Raw genomic sequence first — 17,148 nt, forward strand, 5'->3', positions numbered from 1 at the left:
GGTTCAGGGCAGGCAGCAGCAGCGCGCCGGCGGCCGGCGCCAGCGCCGCCACTGCCAGGAACACCGCGCGCCAGCCGAAGACATGGACCAGGCCGGCGGCGATGCCGGGGCCGATCAGCGCGGGCACCACCCAGGCGCCGGCGAACATCGCGAACAGCTTGGGATGCAGCGCCGGCGGCACCGCGCGCGACATGCCCACGTAGATGGCCACGCCCAGCAGGCCGGAGCCCAGACCCTGCATCAGCCGACCCAGCACCAGCATGTACATGTCGGAGGCCGCGCCCGCCGCCAGCAGGCCGGCGATGAAGGCGGCTAGGCCCAGCCAGGCGGAGCGGGCCGCGCCGTAGCGGTCGCAGATTTCGCCGCCCAGCGTCATGCCCACCACCGAGGTGGCCAGCGTGCCGCCGAAGGCGATCGCGTAGAAGTCCAGACCGCCCAGCGCGGCGGCGACGGCGGGCATGGCCGCGGCGACGGCGATGGATTCGAAGGCCAGCAGCGAGATCAGCGCGATGCCGCCGATGCAGGCCGCGGTTCTGCCCTGGCTGAAGAGACTTTCATTCTTGACGGATGGCTGCATGGGAAAACTCTTGTTGCGGTAAGAACCGTCATGATGAAAGTTAAAGTTAACTTCAAGTCAAGGATGGCGTCGCTGAGACGTCCGTCCCGGTTCAGCGCTTACGCGCCGGGGCAGGCGTCGGGCACATCGTTCAGGCCCTGCTTGTCGTGGCGGAAGCGGGCGATGGGCTTGCCGCTGCCGTAATCGATGTCGATCACGTACAGGCTGTCGAAATCGTCCTTGCCCCAGACCGGCACCTGGGCCGCGCCGTCTTTGCCGCCGTAGCGGCGCATGATGTCGGCGGCCATTTCCCGCAACTGCTTGTGCTCCCAGGCGATGTAGACCGTCTTGCCGTGGCGCAGCGGATTGACCAGCTGTTGCTGCAGGCCGTCTATCGCCAGCATGTCGAACGCGGTGTTCACCGGCAGGCCCTGGGCGATCGCCGTCGGCTCTATCGTCGCCAGCGGCCGGATGTAGTTGAAGGTGCCGGCGGGGTCGCGCTTTTGGCTGGCGGTGGACGGCGCATAGATCTGGTCCGCCTTGCCGAACTTGGCCGGCAATGTCTTGATCAGCGCCAGCGAGCGGTTGAGGCCTTTGCAGCTGAGCTGGCCGTAGCCGCCGTCCGGCTTTTCGCCGTGGCGCAGCATGATCAGGGTTTGGGTGTCGGCGAAGGCGGGCGCGGCGGCGAGCAGCAGAAGCAGCAGTCGAATGAGTTTCATCGATTCGGTCCGTGTAGGTGACGACCTGTCAATTTCGCGCCCGCGCCGCCAGGATGCAAGCGAAATCGCAAGCCGCGCCAGAAGCCCGTTCGGCAGCGTGTTTATTCGTACCAGATCGACACGCGGTTCAGTTCCGCCAGGACGCGGGGGGAGATCTTCAGCGTCCTGAGCGGATCGCCGGCGCCGCCGTAGACAAAGTCGTGGGCCAGCAGCAGGCGGTCCATCACGCAGGGGAGATCCAGGCCCAGCAGCGGCACCGCGCCGGCGTCGCAGCCGGTAATGTCGCGTACGCGGCGGCGGTCGGCCAGCCGGGCCTGGTTGCGGCCCAGCGTTTGCGCCAGCTTGTCCCAGTCCACGCCGTCCCGTCCGCCGGACAGGATGCAGGCGAAGATGTCGCCGTCGGCCTCCACGATCAGCGTGGGCGCGGTCTGCGCCATGGCGATGCCGAAGTGGGCAGCGCCCTCGTGGGCTGAGCGCAGCGGCTTGTCGTGTTCCAGAACCTCGCCGCCGTGGCGAGACACCAGTGCCGCGAATGCTTCCGGATTCCATTCCGTCATTTTTCGCCGCATCGTCACACCATCAGGATGCGCAGGCCCAGCAGCAGCATCAGCGCGCCGCCGCAGCCGTCTATCCACCGGCTCTTGCGGTGCAGGCCGTTCAGGATGGACGGGTGCGAGATCAGCAACGCCAGCAACGCGTACCAGCCGAAATCCAGTCCCATCGCGGTGACGATCAGCAGCACCTGGCTGCCGGCAGGCATGTCGGCGGTGACGAACTGGCTGAGCAGGGCGACGAACATCACCGCCAGGTGCGGATTGGACAGCGATACCGCCAGGCCGGTGCGCGCGGCGCGCCAGGCGGAGGTCGGCGCGGCGGCGGAGATTTCGTTGCTGGCGGCCCGCGACGGACGGGACGCCGCGCGCAGGCCCTGCACGCCCAGCCAGATCAAATAGGCCGCGCCGAGGCAGGAGATGACTTTGAACAGCAGCGGATGCGCCGCCATCACCATCGCCAGCCCCTGGGCGGCGGCCAACGCGTACAGGCCCACGCCCAGCGCGTGTCCCATCGCGGCTGCGAGGCCGCCGCCGCGCCCGCCGCGGGCGGTCTGCTGCAATACCATCGCCAGGCTGGGGCCGGGCGACATCGCGCCCAGCATACATACGCCGGCGAATTGCAGCCAGGTGGTCCAGGTCATAGCTTTCTCCTTGTTTGATGACAGTCCGGACAAAGTCTATGAGCTGGGCGCGGCGGACAGAACCGCCATCGGCGGATAGCCGCTATGCGTTCTCCGAATACTTGCTGACGCCGTGGATGGAGTGGTGCAGCACGTCGAACACGTGGCCGCGGAACCAGCGGTGCGCCGGGTCCTTGTCCGCCCGGCCGTGCCACAGCAGCCAGTAGCGGTAGGTGTAATCGATGAAGGGTATGGGCTTGGCATGCACCGGAAACTGGCGCTGGAAGCGGATGGCCAGGTGTTCCGGCAGCGTCAGCAGCAGCTGGCTGCGGGAGACGATGCTCAGCGCCGACACGAAATAGGGCGTGGCGATGCGGATTTGGCGAGACTGGCCTTGTTGCGCCAGCTGGATGTCGACGAAGCCGTCCTTGTCGCTGGCGGAGCTGACGCGCGCGTGCGGCCAGGCCAGGTAGTCGTCCCGCTCCAGCGCGGGTTTGTTCCGCAATGGGTGGTCGTCGGCCATCACGCACATCGGCTGGTCCTGGCCCAGCGACTTGCCGTAGATATTGTCCGGCACCTCGTCGGCGATGGTGGACACCAAGTCCGCGCTTCCGTCCACCAGCATGTCGAAACGCCCGGCCTGCCAGGGGAGGAATTTCAGGCGCATGTCGGGCGCTTGCGGCAGCACGCGGTCCAGAATGTCCGGCAGCATGTATTCGGCGAGGTAGTCGGAGCCGGCGAAGGAAAACTCCCGCTCGCAGACCGCCGGATCGAACTGTGGCGGCTGGTACAGCTGTTCCACCTGCTCAAGCACCGTTTTCAGTCCCAGCCGCAGCTCTTCCGCCCGCTCGGTCAGCACGAAGCGCTGCCCCTCGCGCAGCAGCAGCGGGTCTTGGAACTGCGCGCGCAACTGCACCAGATGGCGGCTCATCGCCGATTGGGTCAGGCCCAGCCTGTCGGCGGAATGGGTGAGATTGCGCGTTTCCAGCAGCACCTCCAGCGAGCGCAGCAGGTTCAGGTTGAGCGGGAGAGGCATCGGGTATCCGTCATTGTCGGGCGATCATCGGCCCGGTTCGTTTTACGTGATCTCTGGATTGTGGGCTGGACAGAGGTTTTAGGGAAGCGGTTGGCGAGGGCGCGTGATGGGGTGAGGCAGCCGTCATGATTTGGCGGCAAGGACTGATGATGGCGGCCGCTTGCCGCCGGCAATTGTCCACCAGCCACCGAGCCGGCTCGTTTAAGAGCATGCAAGGCGGAGGCGCGCCAGATGCGCGGGGTCCGCTATCTTTCTGGCATGACTGCGTAATTTGGTTTGCCGGAGCCAACGGTGATGTTCGCAATCACCAGTTGCACGTCCGGAGTCCGCTTGATGAAGGCTTCGATGCCTGCGGCGGCATTCCGGCTGCGGATGCAGCCTTCCACGTAAACGAAGCGGCGTTGCACGGTAAGCCACAAGCTGGCGTTGGCGAAGCGGCGGCTTTGGGCGAAGCGTCGCCGCAGGTCGGCGGCGATATCTGCGTCGTACATATAGGCGTTGGGCTTCGCGCATTGCTTGGCCAGCCAGCAGCTGGTGCCGCGCTCGATGCGCGAATGCGCCTGTTGTTTCATCTCCGCCTCGGTGGCGAATGGGCCCAGAGGAGCCGGGCAGGAGGCTATCCGGTTGCGCACTTGGATGAACGGGTCGTTGAACCAGTTTTTGACCGGCGGGGCGGCGCGCGCCGCCCCGCATGCCAGTATCAGGCAATATCCCAGACTCCAGGCGCGGGCTGTAGGGAAGCAAAGTAAGTGAAAACTTCCATCCTTGCCAAGTAAGGCTTTTCCCACTTTTGAGTGCACCCATGAAGGGAGACGCTGCGCATACTTAATGAAAAATACGGAACTTTCAGCAATGTTAGTAAAAAATCCTGTGGCATGAGCGACGCATTTTGTTTTAGAAGTCGAGTAGAGATACTCGCGCAAAAAAAGCCCGCGCCTGAGCGCGGGCCAATGACGAAAGGGGCAAGGTCAGTGGATCAGTAGTCCAGCTCTGCCGGAGCCTTGGCCTTGCTGTCCTGCGCCGCCTCGGCCACGGTGGCGTCGGTGGTCAGGATCAGGCTGGCGATGGAAGCCGCGTTTTGCAGCGCGGTGCGCGTCACCTTGGTCGGGTCGATCACGCCCATTTCGACCAAGTCGCCGAACTGGCCGCTGGCGGCGTTGTAGCCGTGGCTGCCTTTGCCCTCCAGCACCTTGTTGACGATGACCGATGGCTCGTCGCCGGCATTGGCGGCGATGGCGCGCAGCGGCGCTTCCAGCGCGCGCAACACGATCTGGATGCCGGCGTCCTGGTCGGGGTTGTCGCCCTTCAGCTCCTTGATGTGGGCGCGGGCGCGCAGCAGGGCAACGCCGCCGCCGGCCACAATGCCTTCTTCCACTGCGGCGCGGGTGGCGTGCAGCGCGTCGTCCACGCGGTCTTTCTTCTCTTTCATTTCGACTTCGGTAGCCGCGCCGATACGGATCACCGCCACGCCGCCGGATAGCTTGGCCACTCGTTCCTGCAGCTTCTCGCGGTCATAGTCGCTGGTAGCCGCATCGATCTGGGCGCGGATGGCTTGCACGCGGGCATCGATCTTGGCCTTGTCTCCAGCGCCGTCGATGATGGTGGTGTTTTCCTTGCCGATTTCCACGCGCTTGGCGCTGCCCAGCTCCGTCAGGCCGGCTTTTTCCAGCGTCAGGCCGGTTTCCTCGGAAATGACGGTTCCGGCTGTCAGGATGGCGATGTCCTCCAGCATAGCCTTGCGGCGGTCGCCAAAGCCGGGCGCCTTCACGGCGGCCACCTTCAGGATGCCGCGCATGCTGTTCACCACCAGGGTGGCCAGCGCTTCGCCTTCCACGTCTTCCGCGATGATCAGCAGCGGTTTGCCGGCCTTGGCCACTTGCTCCAGCACCGGCAACAGATCGCGGATATTGCTGATCTTCTTGTCGTAGAGCAGCACCAGCGGGTCTTCCAGCACGGCGGTCTGTTTTTCCGGATCGGTGATGAAGTAGGGCGACAGGTAGCCGCGGTCGAACTGCATGCCTTCGACAACAGCCAATTCATTGTCCAAGGATTTGCCGTCCTCGACGGTGATCACGCCTTCCTTGCCTACCTTGTCCATAGCGTCGGCAATGATCTTGCCGATGGCCTCGTCGGAATTGGCCGACAGCGCGGCCACCTGGGCGGTTTCCTTGCTGTTGGTCACCGGCTTGGACAGAGTTTGCAGCTCTTTGATTACGGCATGGACGGCCTTGTCGATGCCGCGCTTCAGGTCCATCGGGTTCATGCCAGAGGCGACGTACTTCATGCCTTCCTGCACGATGGCCTGGGCCAGCACGGTGGCGGTGGTGGTGCCGTCGCCTGCCACGTCAGCGGTCTTGGAGGCGACTTCCTTCACCATCTGCGCGCCCATGTTTTCGAACGGGTCTTTCAGTTCGATTTCCTTGGCGACCGACACGCCGTCCTTGGTAATGTGCGGCGCGCCGAAACTGCGCGCCAGCAGCACGTTGCGGCCCTTTGGCCCCAGGGTGACTTTCACGGCATTGGCCAGCACGTTGACGCCGTTGACGATGCGTTCACGGGCGTTGTCGTGGAAGCGGACTTCTTTCGCAGCCATGGTTTAACTCCTGTGATGAATGGGGAAAATCAAGCAGCCTTGCGGCCGGACTCGGACGTCTCTTCGATCACGCCGAAGACATCCTCTTCACGAAGCACCAGGTACTCCTGGTCGTCCAGCTTGACGGTCTGGCCGCCATATTTGCCGAACAACACCAAGTCGCCTACCTGCACTTGCATCGGCAGCAAGGTGCCGTCAGGCAAGCGTTTGCCGGGACCAACAGAGAGGACTTCGCCTTGTTCGGGTTTTTCCGCGGCGCTATCGGGAATGACGATGCCGGATGCTGTCTGGCGGACCTTTTCGACCCGCTTGACGATAATCCGGTCGTGCAGAGGACGGATTTGCATATCAATCTCCTGTGCGATTCAGATCATTGGAAACGGTAGGTAAGACCGGCTTGCTGCAGGCGAGAAGATGCCCGCGCTTGCCGGTCAAACTCAGCCTGAGGGGCTGACGAATGACGAAGTAAGGGCGGGCCAAAAACTTTTCAAGAGGTTTTTTTCAGAAAAAATGCGGCTAAAAAATGACGCGCTCGACGCGGCCGAAACGGTATTCGGTTCGGGCCGCCTTGCCGCCGCGGCAGACGCGCGGCACCAGCGGGCAAGGGGGCTGGCGCAGCCCGGCTTCGCCCAGCGTGTCGTCCTCGGCCAATTCGCGCCACAGCCCGCCATGCACCGGCCGAAACTGCCAGCAAACATAGCCGCGGCGCGCCGCCAGCCGCATCAGCTCCGGTGCGTCGGGCGCTTCGGCCACGATGCTTTCCTGGCCGTCGATAGGCGGCAAATCCCCGAAAGCCTGGCGGCAGGCCAGCTCCTCGCCGGCGGCGGCGCCTAGGGTGTTGCAGCCGCGCCGCTCGTCGCGCAGCAGATTCCAGGCGCCCAGCTGCCAGGCCGCGTCCAGAATCTCTTCCTCCACCCGCGACAGCGCCTTCCAGCTGCGCGTCAGCTGCAAAGCCGACGCCGGCACTTGCCGCAGCATGCTGGGGGCCGTCCGCGCGCGGTCAGGGGCGGATTTGCGGAAGCCATGCCAATGCAGCATCAACAGCAGCGGCGTATCGGGAAGGGGGACCGCGCTGAGGCTGACCGCGAACAGCGGCAGGCGCATATGACGGATCTGGGCGGACAAGGTATCGAACAACTCCATGGCGACACTCCATGACGATGGATGCGAAGACATGCTTGGCGTGGCTGACAAAACCTCGCAAAGCACCTGAGCCAAGGCGCGCCGACGCAGACAGTACAGGCAGTACGGCAAGGAGGCGCAACGCAGGATCAGGGGTTTTGTCAGTGACTCTTAAACGATAAAAACATTGCCGGCGCGAGGCAAGCCCATGCTGTGCGGCGATGGCCAGGTTTTCATTGCCAACCTTGCAGCCATTGGTCCGTATCCCGCAGCGCCTGCCACGCCATGGTTTGCCGGCGCCGGCTATGCACCGCCTCCAGCGTGACCGTTTCCACCGGCATGTCCGGCGCAGGCCGGCCCAGCGCCACCACCAGGAAGTGCTTCTCCCGGTTTCGCGGCGCGGCGGCGGTCCATTTGCTCAGCAGCAATTTTTCCGGATTCAGCCGCCTAGTTGTCGCCACGGTCCTGCCTCACCCAGATCAGCTTGTCGGTCGGCACGCCCAGCCTGGCCGCCACCGCCAGCAACGCCGGCCTGGCGTCGGCGGCGGGCTGCTTGTCGCGCGACAGCAGCCACAGATAGTCCTTGTCCGGTCCGACCACCACCGCCCAGCGGTAGCCGGGGTCCAGCGCCGCCACATGGTAGCCGCCGTAGAACGGGCCGAAGAAAGATACTTTCAGCGAGGCGACATCGGCAGGGCCGTTGAACCAGGCCTTGCCGACGGTTTGGCGCCAACTGGCGGCAGCGGCGTCGTAGCCGCGGTTGACCACGCGGATGCTGCCGTCGGGGTTGCGGCTGTAGTCGGCGCTAACCGCCTGCAGGCCGCGTTCGAAGCGGTGATCCAGGCGGGCGATTTCATACCAGCGGCCTTGGTAGCGTTCCAGCTGGAACCCCCGCACCGGGTCGATGCCGGACGGCGGCGCGGTGGAGCAGCCGGTGAGCGGCAGCAGGGCGATGGCGAACAGCGCGAGCGGTTTTCTCAGCATGATTGACCTCACAGTGCGTCTAGATCGGCTTGCAGCACGGCGGCGCGCGCGGCGATGGCGGCGCGTTCGGCTTCCGGCAGCTTGTCCAACTGGCGGTAGACCAGCGTCAGCCGCGGATTGGCGGCCAGCCGCGCGCGGTGGCGCTGGAAAAAATCCCAGTACAAGGCATTGAACGGGCAGGCGTCGGCGCCGACGCGCTGCTTGGGCCGGTAGCGGCAGCCGGCGCAGTAATCGCCCATGCGGCCGATATAGGCGGCGCTGCCGGCGTAAGGCTTGCTGCCCAGCAGCCCGCCGTCGGCGAACTGGCTCATGCCCAGCGTGTTGGGCAGCTCCACCCATTCGAAGGCGTCGATGTAGACGCCCAGATACCATTCGTGCAGCGCCTGCGGCGACAGGCCGGCGATCAGGCCGAAATTGCCTATCACCATCAGCCGCTGGATGTGGTGGGCGTAGGCGTCTTCCAGCGATTGGCCGATGGCGTGGGCGAGGCAGCGCATGCCGGTGTCGCCGTCCCAGAACCAGCGCGGCAGCGGCAAGCGGTGGTCCAGCGCGTTGCAGTCGCGGTAGCCGGGCATCTTGGCCCAGTACACGCCGCGCACGTACTCGCGCCAGCCCAGCAGCTGCCGCGCGAAGCCTTCCACCGCGGCCAGCGGCGTGCGGCCCGAGCGCCAGGCGGCGACGGCGGCGTCCACCGTTTCGCGCGGGTTCAGCATTTTCACATTGAGGGCGAAGGACAGCAGCGAATGGAACAGCCGCCGCGCGCGCGGGCTCATGGCGTCCTGGTAGGCGCCGAAATGCGGCAGCGCGTGTTCGACGAAGGCGCGCAGCTGCGCCAGCGCCTCGGCGCGGTTGAGCGGCCAGCGCAGGGCGTCCGCCTGCGGCTGGCCGAAGCTGTCCACCTCGGCGTCGACAATGGTTTGCCACAGCCGGCTGTGGTCATGCTCGGGACGCGCATCGTCTGGTTCGGGCGGGTGGCCGGGCCAGCGCTGGCGGTTGTCGGCGTCGAAATTCCAGCGCCCGCCGGCGGGCTCGCCGTTGTCGTCCATCAAAATGCCGTGCTGGCGCCGCAGGTGACGGTATAGGGTCTCCTGCCGCCATTGCCGCCGCGCGCCGAAGAACGCCGCCGCCTCGCCGCGCGCGGTGTAGAAGTGCTCGCTGTCCGCCATGCGGCAAGGTATGGGCAGGCCGGCCGCCCATTCCGCCAGCTGGCGGTCCAGCCGCCACTCGTCCGGGGCCTGGTACTCCACCGCCGCCGCGCGGTAATGGACGATCAGCGCGTCCAGATTGCCGATCAGCGACTGGCGGTTGCTGGCGTCGTCTATGGCCACGTAGCGCACGCGGTGGCCTTGCGCTTTCAACTGGGCGGCGAAGTCGCGCATCGCGGCGAAGATGGCCAGGATTTTCTGCGCGTGGTGGCGCACGTAATCGGTTTCCTGGCGGATTTCCATCATCACATGCACCACGTTGGCGTCGGGCTCGGCGAACCAGCTGTGGCGGGGATTGAGCTGGTCGCCCAGGATCAGCCGCAAGGTGGTCATGCGGCTTTGCCTTTCCGGCGGCGGCAGCGTTCCGAGCAATACTGGACAGCGTCCCAGCTGGCGCGCCATTTTTTGCGCCAGCTCATGGTTCGGCCGCAGCCGGCGCAGGGCTTGGACGGCAACGCCGCCTTGTTGCCCTTGAATGCCGCAGCCGACATCAGACAACCCTTAGCTTCTTGCGCAGCCAGGCCACGGGCAGGCCGAACAACGGAATTTTCTCGAACAGTTCTTCCGCCGCGTCCCAGTAGTCGCGGTGCAGCGTGATCTTGCCGTCGGCGTCGAACTGCAGATGGCTGCCGCCGTGGATGCTCATTTGGCGGCCGGCATACAAGAAGTGGAAATCCCAGGTGATAAAGGCCTGGTCGCCGTCGCGCAGCGCATGGATGACGGTGAAGCGCGGGTGTTCCAGCGTCTTGAACATGTGGCGGAACACCGCCTGGATCCTGGCCACGCCGCGCGCGTCGTTGAACGGGTCCTTGAAGCGGGCCTCTGCGGCGTAATGGCGGCCGATGTCAGGCAGCGTGTCCGGCGTCAGCGTCTGGTACCAGTCGAGCAGGGCCTGCCATTCGGCTTGGGTGGGGGTGCGTTTCATGGTCGTGCCAACCTCGCGAGCAAGGGCAGCCGCAGCCGGTAGGGCAGCAGCCGCAACAGTTTGAGCCATACGGTGAAGCGCAGCGGGAAGTGGATTTCGAACGCGCCGCGCTCTAGCCCGCGCATGATGTGCCGCGCCGCCTGGCGCGGCGTCAGCAGCGCCGGCATGGTGAAGTGGTTCTTGGCGGTGAGCGGCGTGGCGACGAAGCCGGGATTGATCAGGTAAACCGCCACCCCGCGCGGCCTGAGCTCGGTGTAGAGGATTTCCGCCAGATTAATCAGCGCCGCCTTGCCGGGGCCGTAGACCACGGCGCCGGGCAGGCCGGCGTAACCGGCCACGCTGGCGACCAGCGCCACGCCGCCGCGTCCTTGCCGCGCCAGCGTCGGCAACACCACTTCCAGCCCGTGGTAGACGCCCAGCAGATTGGTGTCGAGCAGGCGGCGGGTTTCCTCTGCGTACAGGTCCAGGCAGGTTTGCGGCCGGTAATCGGCCGCGCAGAACACCACGAAATCCGGCAGCGCGCCGGCGGCCTCCAGATGCGACCAGGCGGCCTGCCAGGCGGCGGGATCGGTCACGTCCAGCGTTTCCACCCGCGCGCCCGGGCAGCCCGCCGCCAGCATGCGCATCGGCTCGGCGCGGCGCGCCGACAGGATGACTTCGGCGCCGGCCTGCAGCAGTTCGTCGGCCAAGGCCGCGCCGATGCCGCTGGACGCGCCTATCACCCACACCCGGCGCGCGCGCCAGTCCGCTATGGCGGGATTGAGGCGCAGCGTCATGGCTTGGCCTCCGGCTTGCGGAAGAACAGCGTGACTTCGCCCAGGCGGAAGCCGAACTTGCTCATCGTCGCCCGGTTGAGCAGGCTGCGCTCGTCCTGCAGGAACATCCAGTCGTCGAACTGCACCAGATACTGTTTGCCGTCCACCGGCAGCTTCAGTGTGTAGCGCCAGCGCAGCGCGTTGCCGGCCGTCTCGCCGACGGCCTCGCCGACCACATCGTCGGCCAGGCCGCGCCAGCGGCCGTCGCCTATGGGCTTGAGCCGCCATACGCGCTGCTGGCGGCTGCCGTCGCTGTAATGGAAGCGCTCGGTCAGCACGAGCTCCTCGCCCTGGCGTTCGCCGTCCATGTCCACGGTGAAGCGCTTGGCCACGCGGCCTTGCCGGTCCTGGAACATGCCCCAGGCCTCGGTTTTGCCGAGGAAAAAGCGGCCAGGGTCCAGCAGCGGGCGATTGGCGGCGTAATCGGCCACCGACGGTCCGGCGCAACCCGTCAGCAAGGCCAGCAAGGAGGCGAGGGCGGCGCGCGGCATCACGCATTCCTTTCCAGCAGAAATTGCGAAACGCCGATGCGGCCTTCGTTGAAACCGGCTTCGCAGTAGCACAGGTACAGCCGCCACAGCCGGATGAAGGCCTCGTCGAAGCCCTGGCCTCGGATGGCGGCGAGGTTGGCCTCGAAAGCATCGCGCCAGCGGCGCAGCGTTTCCGCGTAGTCGGCGCCGAAGTCCAGCCGGTTGCTGCATGCCAGGCCGCTTTGCTGCGCCGCGCGCTGGAAGCGCTCGCGGCTGGGCAGCATGCCGCCGGGAAAGATGAAGGTCTGGATGAAGTCGGCGCCGGCGCGGTACGCGTCGAAGCGGGACTCCTCTATGGTGATGCTCTGCGCCAGCGCCTGGCCGCCCGGCTTCAGGCAGCGGCGCAGGGTGTCGAAATAGCCGCGCCAGTATCGTTCGCCCACTGCCTCGAACATCTCGATCGACACGATGGCGTCGTATTGGCCGGAGAGGTCGCGGTAATCGCGGTGCTCCAGCCTGACCAGCGGTTCGTTGGCCAGGCGGCGGCGGGCGAAGTCCAGCTGCGCGTCCGAGATGGTGATGCCATGCACCGCCACGCCGAGGCGGGCGGCATGCTCGGCGAAGCCGCCCCAGCCGCAGCCGATTTCCAGCACCCGCATGCCGGGGCGCAGCCGCAGTTGTTCGCAGATGCGCTGGTACTTGCGCGCTTGCGCGTCGGCTAGGGGCAGGCTGTAGTCGCCAGCGAACCAGGCGCTGGAATAGGTCCAGCTCGGGTCCAGCCACAGCCGGTAAAAATCGTTGCCGATATCGTAATGGGCGTGGATGTTGCGCCGGCTGCCGCGGCGGCTGTTGGCGCGCGCCAGGTGGCGCAGCTTGTGCCAGCAGCGCGCGGCCCAGCGGCCTAGCCTGCCCAGCTGCAAGGCGTCTTCGTTGCGCAGCGCCAGCCGCAGCAGCGCCGTCAGGTCGGGGCTGTCCAGCCAGCCGTCGCGATAGGCTTCGGCAAAGCCGATATCGCCGCCGGCCAGGATGCGGCCGCAGGCGCGCCAGTCGCGCAGCTGCAGCTCGGCGTCGGTTTCCGCATGGAGAGCGCCGAACCACAGGGTCTCGCCATCCGGGGTGATGAGTTTGAGGCTGCCGTGGCGCAGTTTCGACAACAGGGCCAGCAGCGCCCGCCCGGCGGCGGGAATATCGGGACGGGACAAGGCGATGGGTTGGCTCGCGCTCATGGCTTCAACTCCTGGCCGCGGCTGAGCGCGGCGGCGGGGGGATGGGGTTTGCGGAAGATGGGCACGCGTTTCAGCCACAGCTTCAACGCCTGCCAGTGGATGCGGGCGATGACGCCCAGGGTCAGCAAGGGCTGGCGCAACAAGGCGGCGGCTGCCGCCGGCGCTGTCAAGGCGCGCAGGCGGCCGGCTATCGAGGTGTGCAGCAAGGCGCCCGCGGCGTCGTGATAGTCGATGCGCACCAGCGCGCGGCCCGGCTGTTCGGCGAAGCGGAAACGGTAATGGCCTTCCACGCGGCAAAACGGCGAAACGTGCAGCAGCTTGCGGCAGGCGAGCTGGCTGGAGGTGCTGATCTCGCCTCCCTGGGACGGACTGAGCAGATAGCCGTGATGCTCGCCGAAGGTGTTGTTCACCTCGGCCAGCACCGCGATCAAGCGGCCGGCCGCATCGTGGCAATACCAGAAGCTGACCGGGTTGAAGGCATAGCCGAATACGCGCGGAAAGGTTTGCAGCCAGATTTCGCCGTCGGCCGGCAGCCCGGCTTCCGCCAGCCGCGCGCGCGCCCATGGCAGCAGCGGCGAGCCGTCGCGTGGGCCGTAGTCGCGCGTGCGCAGCGCCAGCGGCCGCCAGCGGTCCACGCCGAACCAGAAGCCGCGCAGGCTTTCTAGCTTGGCCAGATTCAGCCGCAGGCAGAAAACCGGATACACGAAGCGATTGGGCGCCGGGCGCAGGCGGCGGTGCATCACCTGTCCGGTCAGCAGATAGGCGCCGCTCATCTTTCCACCCTCGCCCAGGCCGGAGCCAGGCCAAACGCCTGCGCCACCCGCAGCGCGGACTTCAGCCCGTCCTCGTGGAAGCCGTAGCCGGTCCAGGCGCCGGCGAACCAGCAGCCGTGGCGGCCCTGGATGCTGGGCAAGGCCTTTTGCGCGGCGATGGCGGCGGCGTCGAGCAAAGGATGTTGGTAGTGGAAGCGGCCCAGCACCTTGGCGGGATCGGGCGGACGCGGCGGATTCAAAGTGACGACCACCGGCGTGGCGACAGGCAGCGGCTGCAGCTGGTTGAGCAGATAGCTGACGCCCACCGCCCGGCTGTCGTCCGGCTCGTCCGCCAGGAAGTTCCAGGCCGACCAGGCGGCTTGGCGCCTGGGCAAGAGCGCGGCGTCGGTGTGCAAAACGGCTTCGTTTGCCTGGTAGCGGACCGCGGACAATATCCTGCGTTCCAGCTCGCCCGCGTCGGCCAGCATGCCCAGGGTTTGCGGCGCATGGGTCGCGAACACGGCCGCGTCGAAGGTTTCCTCGCTGCTGGCGGTGAGCAGGCGCAGGCGGTCGTCGACGCGGCTGGCGCGCAGCACCGGCGTCGACAGCCGGACATCGGCCAGGCCGGCGGCGATTTTATCGACATATTGCCGGGCGCCGCCCGGCACGGTGCGCCACTGCGGCCGGTCGCGCAGCTGCAGCAGGCCATGGTTCAGGCAGAAGCGCAGGAAAGTCTCGGCCGGAAAGGACAGGATGTCGCGGCAGGGGCTGGACCAGATCGCCGCCGCCATCGGCAGCAGATAGTGGCGGCGAAAGCGCGCGCCGTATCCGTCCGCGTCCAGCAGGCGTCCCAGGCTTTGCGGGGCCTCGATCGCGCGGCGCAGATTGCGCTCCGCCTCGCGGTTGAAGCGCAGGATGTCGGACAGCATGCCCCAGAAGCCGGGCGACAGCAGATTGCCGCGCTGGACGAACACGCTGTCCAGATTGCGTCCCGCCCATTCCAGCCGGCCGTGGCCCAGGGAGACGCTGAACGACATGTCGCTGGGATGGCTGGGGATGCCCAGCTCCTGGAACAGGGCGATCAGATTGGGATAGGTGCGATCGTTGAAGACCAGGAAGCCGGTATCGACGGCGAAGTCGCGGCCGTCGACCGTGACATCGACGGTGTGGGTATGGCCGCCCAGATAGTCTGCGGCTTCGAACAGCGTCACCGCGTGGCGCCGGGAGAGAAAGTGGGCCGTGGCAAGGCCGGCGATGCCGCTGCCTATCACAGCGATGCGTTGTGGCGATGAGGCGTTCACCATGTCGTCCTGTCGCGAGGTCGGAAATCCACCGGCTTGGCAGTGCGCCGGCGCTGCTTTATATTCAGGATAAAACCGATTTGAAAAAAATTCTACTGATCAGTAAAAGGTGTTACCGATGGGTATATTAGGCAGGCTCAGCTTCAAGGACCAGGCCTTCAAGCTGCGCGAGCAAGCCGTGCTGGACGCCACGACGCGGATGCTGGCGAGCAAGGGTTTCGACCTGATGACCATGGACGATGTGGCCGGCGATGCGGGGATTTCCAAGCCCAGCCTGTACAAGCATTTCAAATCCAAGGATGAGCTGGCGACCGAGGTGATGATCCGCTTGCTGGACGATGCCCAGGATTTTCTGGCGCGGCAGGCGCCGGAGCTGAGTCCGCTCGCCCGCCTGCGCGATCTCTTGGCCTGGGCGCTGCGGGTGCGCCTCGAGGGCGGGCTGCCGTTCCTGCCTTCGGCCAGTCCGCAGGTGCGCGCCATGCTGACGCGCAGCCTGCGCTACGTCAGCCGGGCGATCAAGCTGCACAAAACGCTGCAGGGCATCGTCGAGCAGGCCAAGCGGCAGGGGGAGTTGCGGGCGGATATGCCGACCGACGTGATCCTGTACAGCTACTATTCCCGGACCTGCGATCCGGCGGTGGAGTATTTGCGGGTGTATGGGAAATACCCGGATGAAGACATCGTCAGGCATATGCTTGATGTTTGTTTCGACGGCATGTCGGCTGGCCAGCGCCGCGCTGACGGAGACGCGTGAAGCCGCGGGTCAGGGCGCGGCCAGGCTCCGTGCCTGATCGTCTGCCGCCATGCGCAGCAGATCTTGCAGCAGCGGCGGCAGATACTGCCGCTGCACGGTGATGGCGTAGAAGGTCTCCTCGACGCGCGGCACCACGCAGTATTGTTGCAGCAAGCCCTTGCCTAGCTCATCGCGCACCACGATGGCCGGCAGCAGCGCCACGCAGCCGGCGTCGCGCGCCAGCAGGCGCAGCATGGCCATATCGTCCACTTCGGCGCGGATGGCCGGCTGCAGCGCCAGCTCCTCGCACAGCAGGTCGAAGCGCAGGCGGATCTCGCTCTTGCGGCTGGGCACCAGCAGCGGCAGCGCCGGCAGATCGCGCTCGAACTGGAAGGTCCGCCCCTCCGGCCGCGGCGGCCCCACCAGCACCACCGGCTGGCGCGCCAGCGTGCGGCAGCGCCAGGATTGCTTGTCGTCGCCCAGGGCAGGGCGATTGGACAGCACCACGTCCAGTTCGTGTGCCTTCAGCCGCTGCAGCAGCTCGTCCAGGCTTCCGGACTCCAGCACCAGCCGTACATCGGCTTCTTTCAGCACCGGCTGCAAAAACCATTCCTGGAAATTGCGCGACAGCGTGGCCACGCTGCCTATGCGCAAGGTGCCGCGTCCTTGGCCGGAGGCGGCGGTGGCCAACAGCTCGTTGCCCAGCGCGAAAATCTCCTCGGCATAGCGCATCACCACCGCGCCCAGTTCGGTCAGCTGCAGCTTGCGGCCTTCGCGCAGGAACAACGGCTGGCCCAGTTGCTCTTCCAGCTGGCGAATTTGCGCCGACAGCGCCGATTGCGAGACATGCAGCCTCTCGGCCGCGCGCGTCAGGTGGCCCTCGCTGGCGACCGCCCAGAAATAGTGCAGATGGTGGTAGTTGAGCCGGCTCATTGTTCTAAAATAAAGAATGAAAACTAATATTTAATCTATTTTACTGAACATATTCGCTCAGGCAAAGTTCGAGCAGGAAAACAACGGAGCCTTCCATGCCCCAAACCCTGCTTGCCGCGTTGCCATACGCGATCGCGCTGGCCTGGTTGCTGCCCGCCCTGTGGCCGGGCCGCGCGCTGCCGCGCTACTGGCAGGCCGCCGAAATCGCCGCGCTGGCCGGCGGCCTGCTGTTGCTTCCTCTTATCTTTTTGCCCACGCCTGCGCCATGGTTCGCCGCCGCCTGGCTGATGCAGGCGCTGATCCAGCTACTGGGCTGGATGGTGCTGCGCTACTCGCGCCGCTATATGCAAGGCGAGCCGGGCCAGACGCGCTTCTTGCGCGCCATCGGCTGCCTGCTGGCGGCGGTGACGCTGGTGGTGCAAGCCAGCCACCTGTTGCTGATGGCGCTGGCCTGGATCGCCTGCAGCCTGGCCTTGCAGACGCTGCTCACCTTTTATCCCGGCCGCCCGGCGGCGCGCCTGGCCGCCCGCCGCGAATGGCGCGCCAGCCGACTGGCCGAATGCTTGTTGCTGGGCGCGCTGTTGCTGTGGGCGCTGGCCGGCGG

21 protein-coding genes and 1 pseudogene are annotated in these 17,148 nt (G+C 66.2%); 2 read left to right on the forward strand and 20 right to left on the reverse strand.

Annotation, left to right across the window (positions count from 1 at the left end; all coding sequences use genetic code 11):
• The 19 genes from LQR33_RS22245 to LQR33_RS22330 all read right to left on the reverse strand — a co-directional run.
• Positions 1-577 (reverse strand): MFS transporter (locus LQR33_RS22245; protein ID WP_231470467.1); only part of this gene is annotated, 577 nt, incomplete at its 3' end.
• Between the two features lie 98 nt (positions 578-675).
• A complete protein-coding gene (locus LQR33_RS22250) occupies positions 676-1,275 on the reverse strand; it encodes a hypothetical protein (RefSeq protein WP_231470468.1) in 600 nt (199 codons plus the stop codon).
• A gap of 101 nt (positions 1,276-1,376) precedes the next feature.
• Positions 1,377-1,832 (reverse strand): aminoacyl-tRNA deacylase, encoded by a 456-nt coding sequence (locus tag LQR33_RS22255; protein WP_231470469.1) that lies wholly within the window; start codon positions 1,830-1,832, stop codon positions 1,377-1,379.
• Between the two features lie 14 nt (positions 1,833-1,846).
• Entirely contained in the window at positions 1,847-2,470 is a 624-nt protein-coding gene (locus LQR33_RS22260; RefSeq protein ID WP_166438087.1) for a LysE family translocator, read from the reverse strand.
• A gap of 82 nt (positions 2,471-2,552) precedes the next feature.
• Positions 2,553-3,485, reverse strand: a complete 933-nt coding sequence (locus tag LQR33_RS22265; RefSeq protein ID WP_166438088.1) for a LysR family transcriptional regulator — start codon at positions 3,483-3,485, stop codon at positions 2,553-2,555.
• 245 nt (positions 3,486-3,730) lie between these two features.
• Complete coding sequence (locus tag LQR33_RS22270; protein ID WP_231470470.1) at positions 3,731-4,408, reverse strand: BON domain-containing protein; 678 nt, start codon at positions 4,406-4,408, stop codon at positions 3,731-3,733.
• A 53-nt stretch (positions 4,409-4,461) separates the two neighbouring features.
• Positions 4,462-6,078 carry a chaperonin GroEL gene (gene groL, locus LQR33_RS22275; protein WP_221667422.1) on the reverse strand — a complete coding sequence of 539 codons (1,617 nt, stop codon included), beginning with the start codon at positions 6,076-6,078 and terminating at the stop codon, positions 4,462-4,464.
• A gap of 29 nt (positions 6,079-6,107) precedes the next feature.
• Entirely contained in the window at positions 6,108-6,425 is a 318-nt protein-coding gene (locus LQR33_RS22280; protein WP_231470471.1) for a co-chaperone GroES, read from the reverse strand.
• 169 nt (positions 6,426-6,594) lie between these two features.
• Positions 6,595-7,221 carry a diguanylate cyclase gene (locus LQR33_RS22285; RefSeq protein ID WP_231470472.1) on the reverse strand — a complete coding sequence of 209 codons (627 nt, stop codon included), beginning with the start codon at positions 7,219-7,221 and terminating at the stop codon, positions 6,595-6,597.
• A gap of 212 nt (positions 7,222-7,433) precedes the next feature.
• The gene (locus LQR33_RS22290; protein ID WP_166438092.1) at positions 7,434-7,661 is read right to left on the reverse strand and encodes a TIGR02450 family Trp-rich protein; all 228 of its coding nucleotides are present in this window, start codon (positions 7,659-7,661) and stop codon (positions 7,434-7,436) included.
• Positions 7,648-8,184 (reverse strand): lipocalin family protein, encoded by a 537-nt coding sequence (locus LQR33_RS22295; RefSeq protein WP_221667419.1) that lies wholly within the window; start codon positions 8,182-8,184, stop codon positions 7,648-7,650. Before LQR33_RS22295 ends, LQR33_RS22290 begins: the two co-directional genes overlap by 14 nt.
• An 8-nt stretch (positions 8,185-8,192) precedes the next feature.
• Entirely contained in the window at positions 8,193-9,722 is a 1,530-nt protein-coding gene (locus LQR33_RS22300) for a cryptochrome/photolyase family protein (RefSeq protein ID WP_331282877.1), read from the reverse strand.
• On the reverse strand, positions 9,719-9,880 hold the full coding sequence (locus LQR33_RS24345) for a DUF2256 domain-containing protein (RefSeq protein ID WP_076225925.1): 162 nt from the start codon (positions 9,878-9,880) through the stop codon (positions 9,719-9,721). Before LQR33_RS24345 ends, LQR33_RS22300 begins: the two co-directional genes overlap by 4 nt.
• Positions 9,880-10,314 carry a nuclear transport factor 2 family protein gene (locus LQR33_RS22305; protein ID WP_231470475.1) on the reverse strand — a complete coding sequence of 145 codons (435 nt, stop codon included), beginning with the start codon at positions 10,312-10,314 and terminating at the stop codon, positions 9,880-9,882. The genes LQR33_RS24345 and LQR33_RS22305 overlap by 1 nt, the downstream gene beginning before the upstream one ends.
• Positions 10,311-11,090 (reverse strand): SDR family NAD(P)-dependent oxidoreductase, encoded by a 780-nt coding sequence (locus LQR33_RS22310; RefSeq protein WP_043596508.1) that lies wholly within the window; start codon positions 11,088-11,090, stop codon positions 10,311-10,313. The genes LQR33_RS22305 and LQR33_RS22310 overlap by 4 nt, the downstream gene beginning before the upstream one ends.
• Positions 11,087-11,620 (reverse strand): DUF3833 domain-containing protein, encoded by a 534-nt coding sequence (locus tag LQR33_RS22315; protein ID WP_168228100.1) that lies wholly within the window; start codon positions 11,618-11,620, stop codon positions 11,087-11,089. Before LQR33_RS22315 ends, LQR33_RS22310 begins: the two co-directional genes overlap by 4 nt.
• Positions 11,620-12,825: an SAM-dependent methyltransferase gene (locus LQR33_RS22320; RefSeq protein ID WP_231179946.1), complete on the reverse strand. Its 1,206-nt coding sequence runs from the start codon at positions 12,823-12,825 to the stop codon at positions 11,620-11,622. Before LQR33_RS22320 ends, LQR33_RS22315 begins: the two co-directional genes overlap by 1 nt.
• Positions 12,822-13,598, reverse strand: a complete 777-nt coding sequence (locus LQR33_RS22325) for a DUF1365 domain-containing protein (protein ID WP_166438099.1) — start codon at positions 13,596-13,598, stop codon at positions 12,822-12,824. The genes LQR33_RS22320 and LQR33_RS22325 overlap by 4 nt, the downstream gene beginning before the upstream one ends.
• Positions 13,595-14,881: an NAD(P)/FAD-dependent oxidoreductase gene (locus tag LQR33_RS22330; RefSeq protein ID WP_231470476.1), complete on the reverse strand. Its 1,287-nt coding sequence runs from the start codon at positions 14,879-14,881 to the stop codon at positions 13,595-13,597. The genes LQR33_RS22325 and LQR33_RS22330 overlap by 4 nt, the downstream gene beginning before the upstream one ends.
• Positions 14,882-14,996: 115 nt before the next feature.
• On the opposite strand from LQR33_RS22330, the gene LQR33_RS22335 reads away from it, so the two are divergent.
• Positions 14,997-15,632: a TetR/AcrR family transcriptional regulator gene (locus tag LQR33_RS22335; protein ID WP_231179940.1), complete on the forward strand. Its 636-nt coding sequence runs from the start codon at positions 14,997-14,999 to the stop codon at positions 15,630-15,632.
• Positions 15,633-15,641: 9 nt separating this feature from the next.
• On the opposite strand, the gene LQR33_RS22340 is transcribed toward LQR33_RS22335, so the two are convergent.
• A complete protein-coding gene (locus tag LQR33_RS22340) occupies positions 15,642-16,544 on the reverse strand; it encodes a LysR family transcriptional regulator (protein ID WP_011136769.1) in 903 nt (300 codons plus the stop codon).
• 95 nt (positions 16,545-16,639) lie between these two features.
• Here LQR33_RS22340 and LQR33_RS22345 point away from each other — a divergent pair.
• Positions 16,640-17,148: pseudogene (locus tag LQR33_RS22345) on the forward strand (hypothetical protein); the annotation flags it as partial.

It is taken from the genome of Chromobacterium piscinae, from assembly GCF_021129175.1.
In the GTDB taxonomy this organism is placed as follows: Bacteria; Pseudomonadota; Gammaproteobacteria; order Burkholderiales; family Chromobacteriaceae; genus Chromobacterium; species Chromobacterium piscinae.

What these genes read in the sequence shown, in the direction of transcription:
- LQR33_RS22250 (WP_231470468.1), bottom strand. Translation starts at nt 1,275, where the DNA reads ATGAAACTCATTCGACTGCTGCTTCTGCTGCTCGCCGCCGCGCCCGCC.
- LQR33_RS22255 (WP_231470469.1), bottom strand. Translation starts at nt 1,832, where the DNA reads ATGACGGAATGGAATCCGGAAGCATTCGCGGCACTGGTGTCTCGCCAC.
- LQR33_RS22260 (WP_166438087.1), bottom strand. Translation starts at nt 2,470, where the DNA reads ATGACCTGGACCACCTGGCTGCAATTCGCCGGCGTATGTATGCTGGGC.
- LQR33_RS22265 (WP_166438088.1), bottom strand. Translation starts at nt 3,485, where the DNA reads ATGCCTCTCCCGCTCAACCTGAACCTGCTGCGCTCGCTGGAGGTGCTG.
- groL (WP_221667422.1), bottom strand. Translation starts at nt 6,078, where the DNA reads ATGGCTGCGAAAGAAGTCCGCTTCCACGACAACGCCCGTGAACGCATC.
- LQR33_RS22280 (WP_231470471.1), bottom strand. Translation starts at nt 6,425, where the DNA reads ATGCAAATCCGTCCTCTGCACGACCGGATTATCGTCAAGCGGGTCGAA.
- LQR33_RS22285 (WP_231470472.1), bottom strand. Translation starts at nt 7,221, where the DNA reads ATGGAGTTGTTCGATACCTTGTCCGCCCAGATCCGTCATATGCGCCTG.
- LQR33_RS22295 (WP_221667419.1), bottom strand. Translation starts at nt 8,184, where the DNA reads ATGCTGAGAAAACCGCTCGCGCTGTTCGCCATCGCCCTGCTGCCGCTC.
- LQR33_RS22300 (WP_331282877.1), bottom strand. Translation starts at nt 9,722, where the DNA reads ATGACCACCTTGCGGCTGATCCTGGGCGACCAGCTCAATCCCCGCCAC.
- LQR33_RS24345 (WP_076225925.1), bottom strand. Translation starts at nt 9,880, where the DNA reads ATGTCGGCTGCGGCATTCAAGGGCAACAAGGCGGCGTTGCCGTCCAAG.
- LQR33_RS22305 (WP_231470475.1), bottom strand. Translation starts at nt 10,314, where the DNA reads ATGAAACGCACCCCCACCCAAGCCGAATGGCAGGCCCTGCTCGACTGG.
- LQR33_RS22310 (WP_043596508.1), bottom strand. Translation starts at nt 11,090, where the DNA reads ATGACGCTGCGCCTCAATCCCGCCATAGCGGACTGGCGCGCGCGCCGG.
- LQR33_RS22315 (WP_168228100.1), bottom strand. Translation starts at nt 11,620, where the DNA reads ATGCCGCGCGCCGCCCTCGCCTCCTTGCTGGCCTTGCTGACGGGTTGC.
- LQR33_RS22320 (WP_231179946.1), bottom strand. Translation starts at nt 12,825, where the DNA reads ATGAGCGCGAGCCAACCCATCGCCTTGTCCCGTCCCGATATTCCCGCC.
- LQR33_RS22325 (WP_166438099.1), bottom strand. Translation starts at nt 13,598, where the DNA reads ATGAGCGGCGCCTATCTGCTGACCGGACAGGTGATGCACCGCCGCCTG.
- LQR33_RS22330 (WP_231470476.1), bottom strand. Translation starts at nt 14,881, where the DNA reads ATGGTGAACGCCTCATCGCCACAACGCATCGCTGTGATAGGCAGCGGC.
- LQR33_RS22335 (WP_231179940.1), top strand. Translation starts at nt 14,997, where the DNA reads ATGGGTATATTAGGCAGGCTCAGCTTCAAGGACCAGGCCTTCAAGCTG.
- LQR33_RS22340 (WP_011136769.1), bottom strand. Translation starts at nt 16,544, where the DNA reads ATGAGCCGGCTCAACTACCACCATCTGCACTATTTCTGGGCGGTCGCC.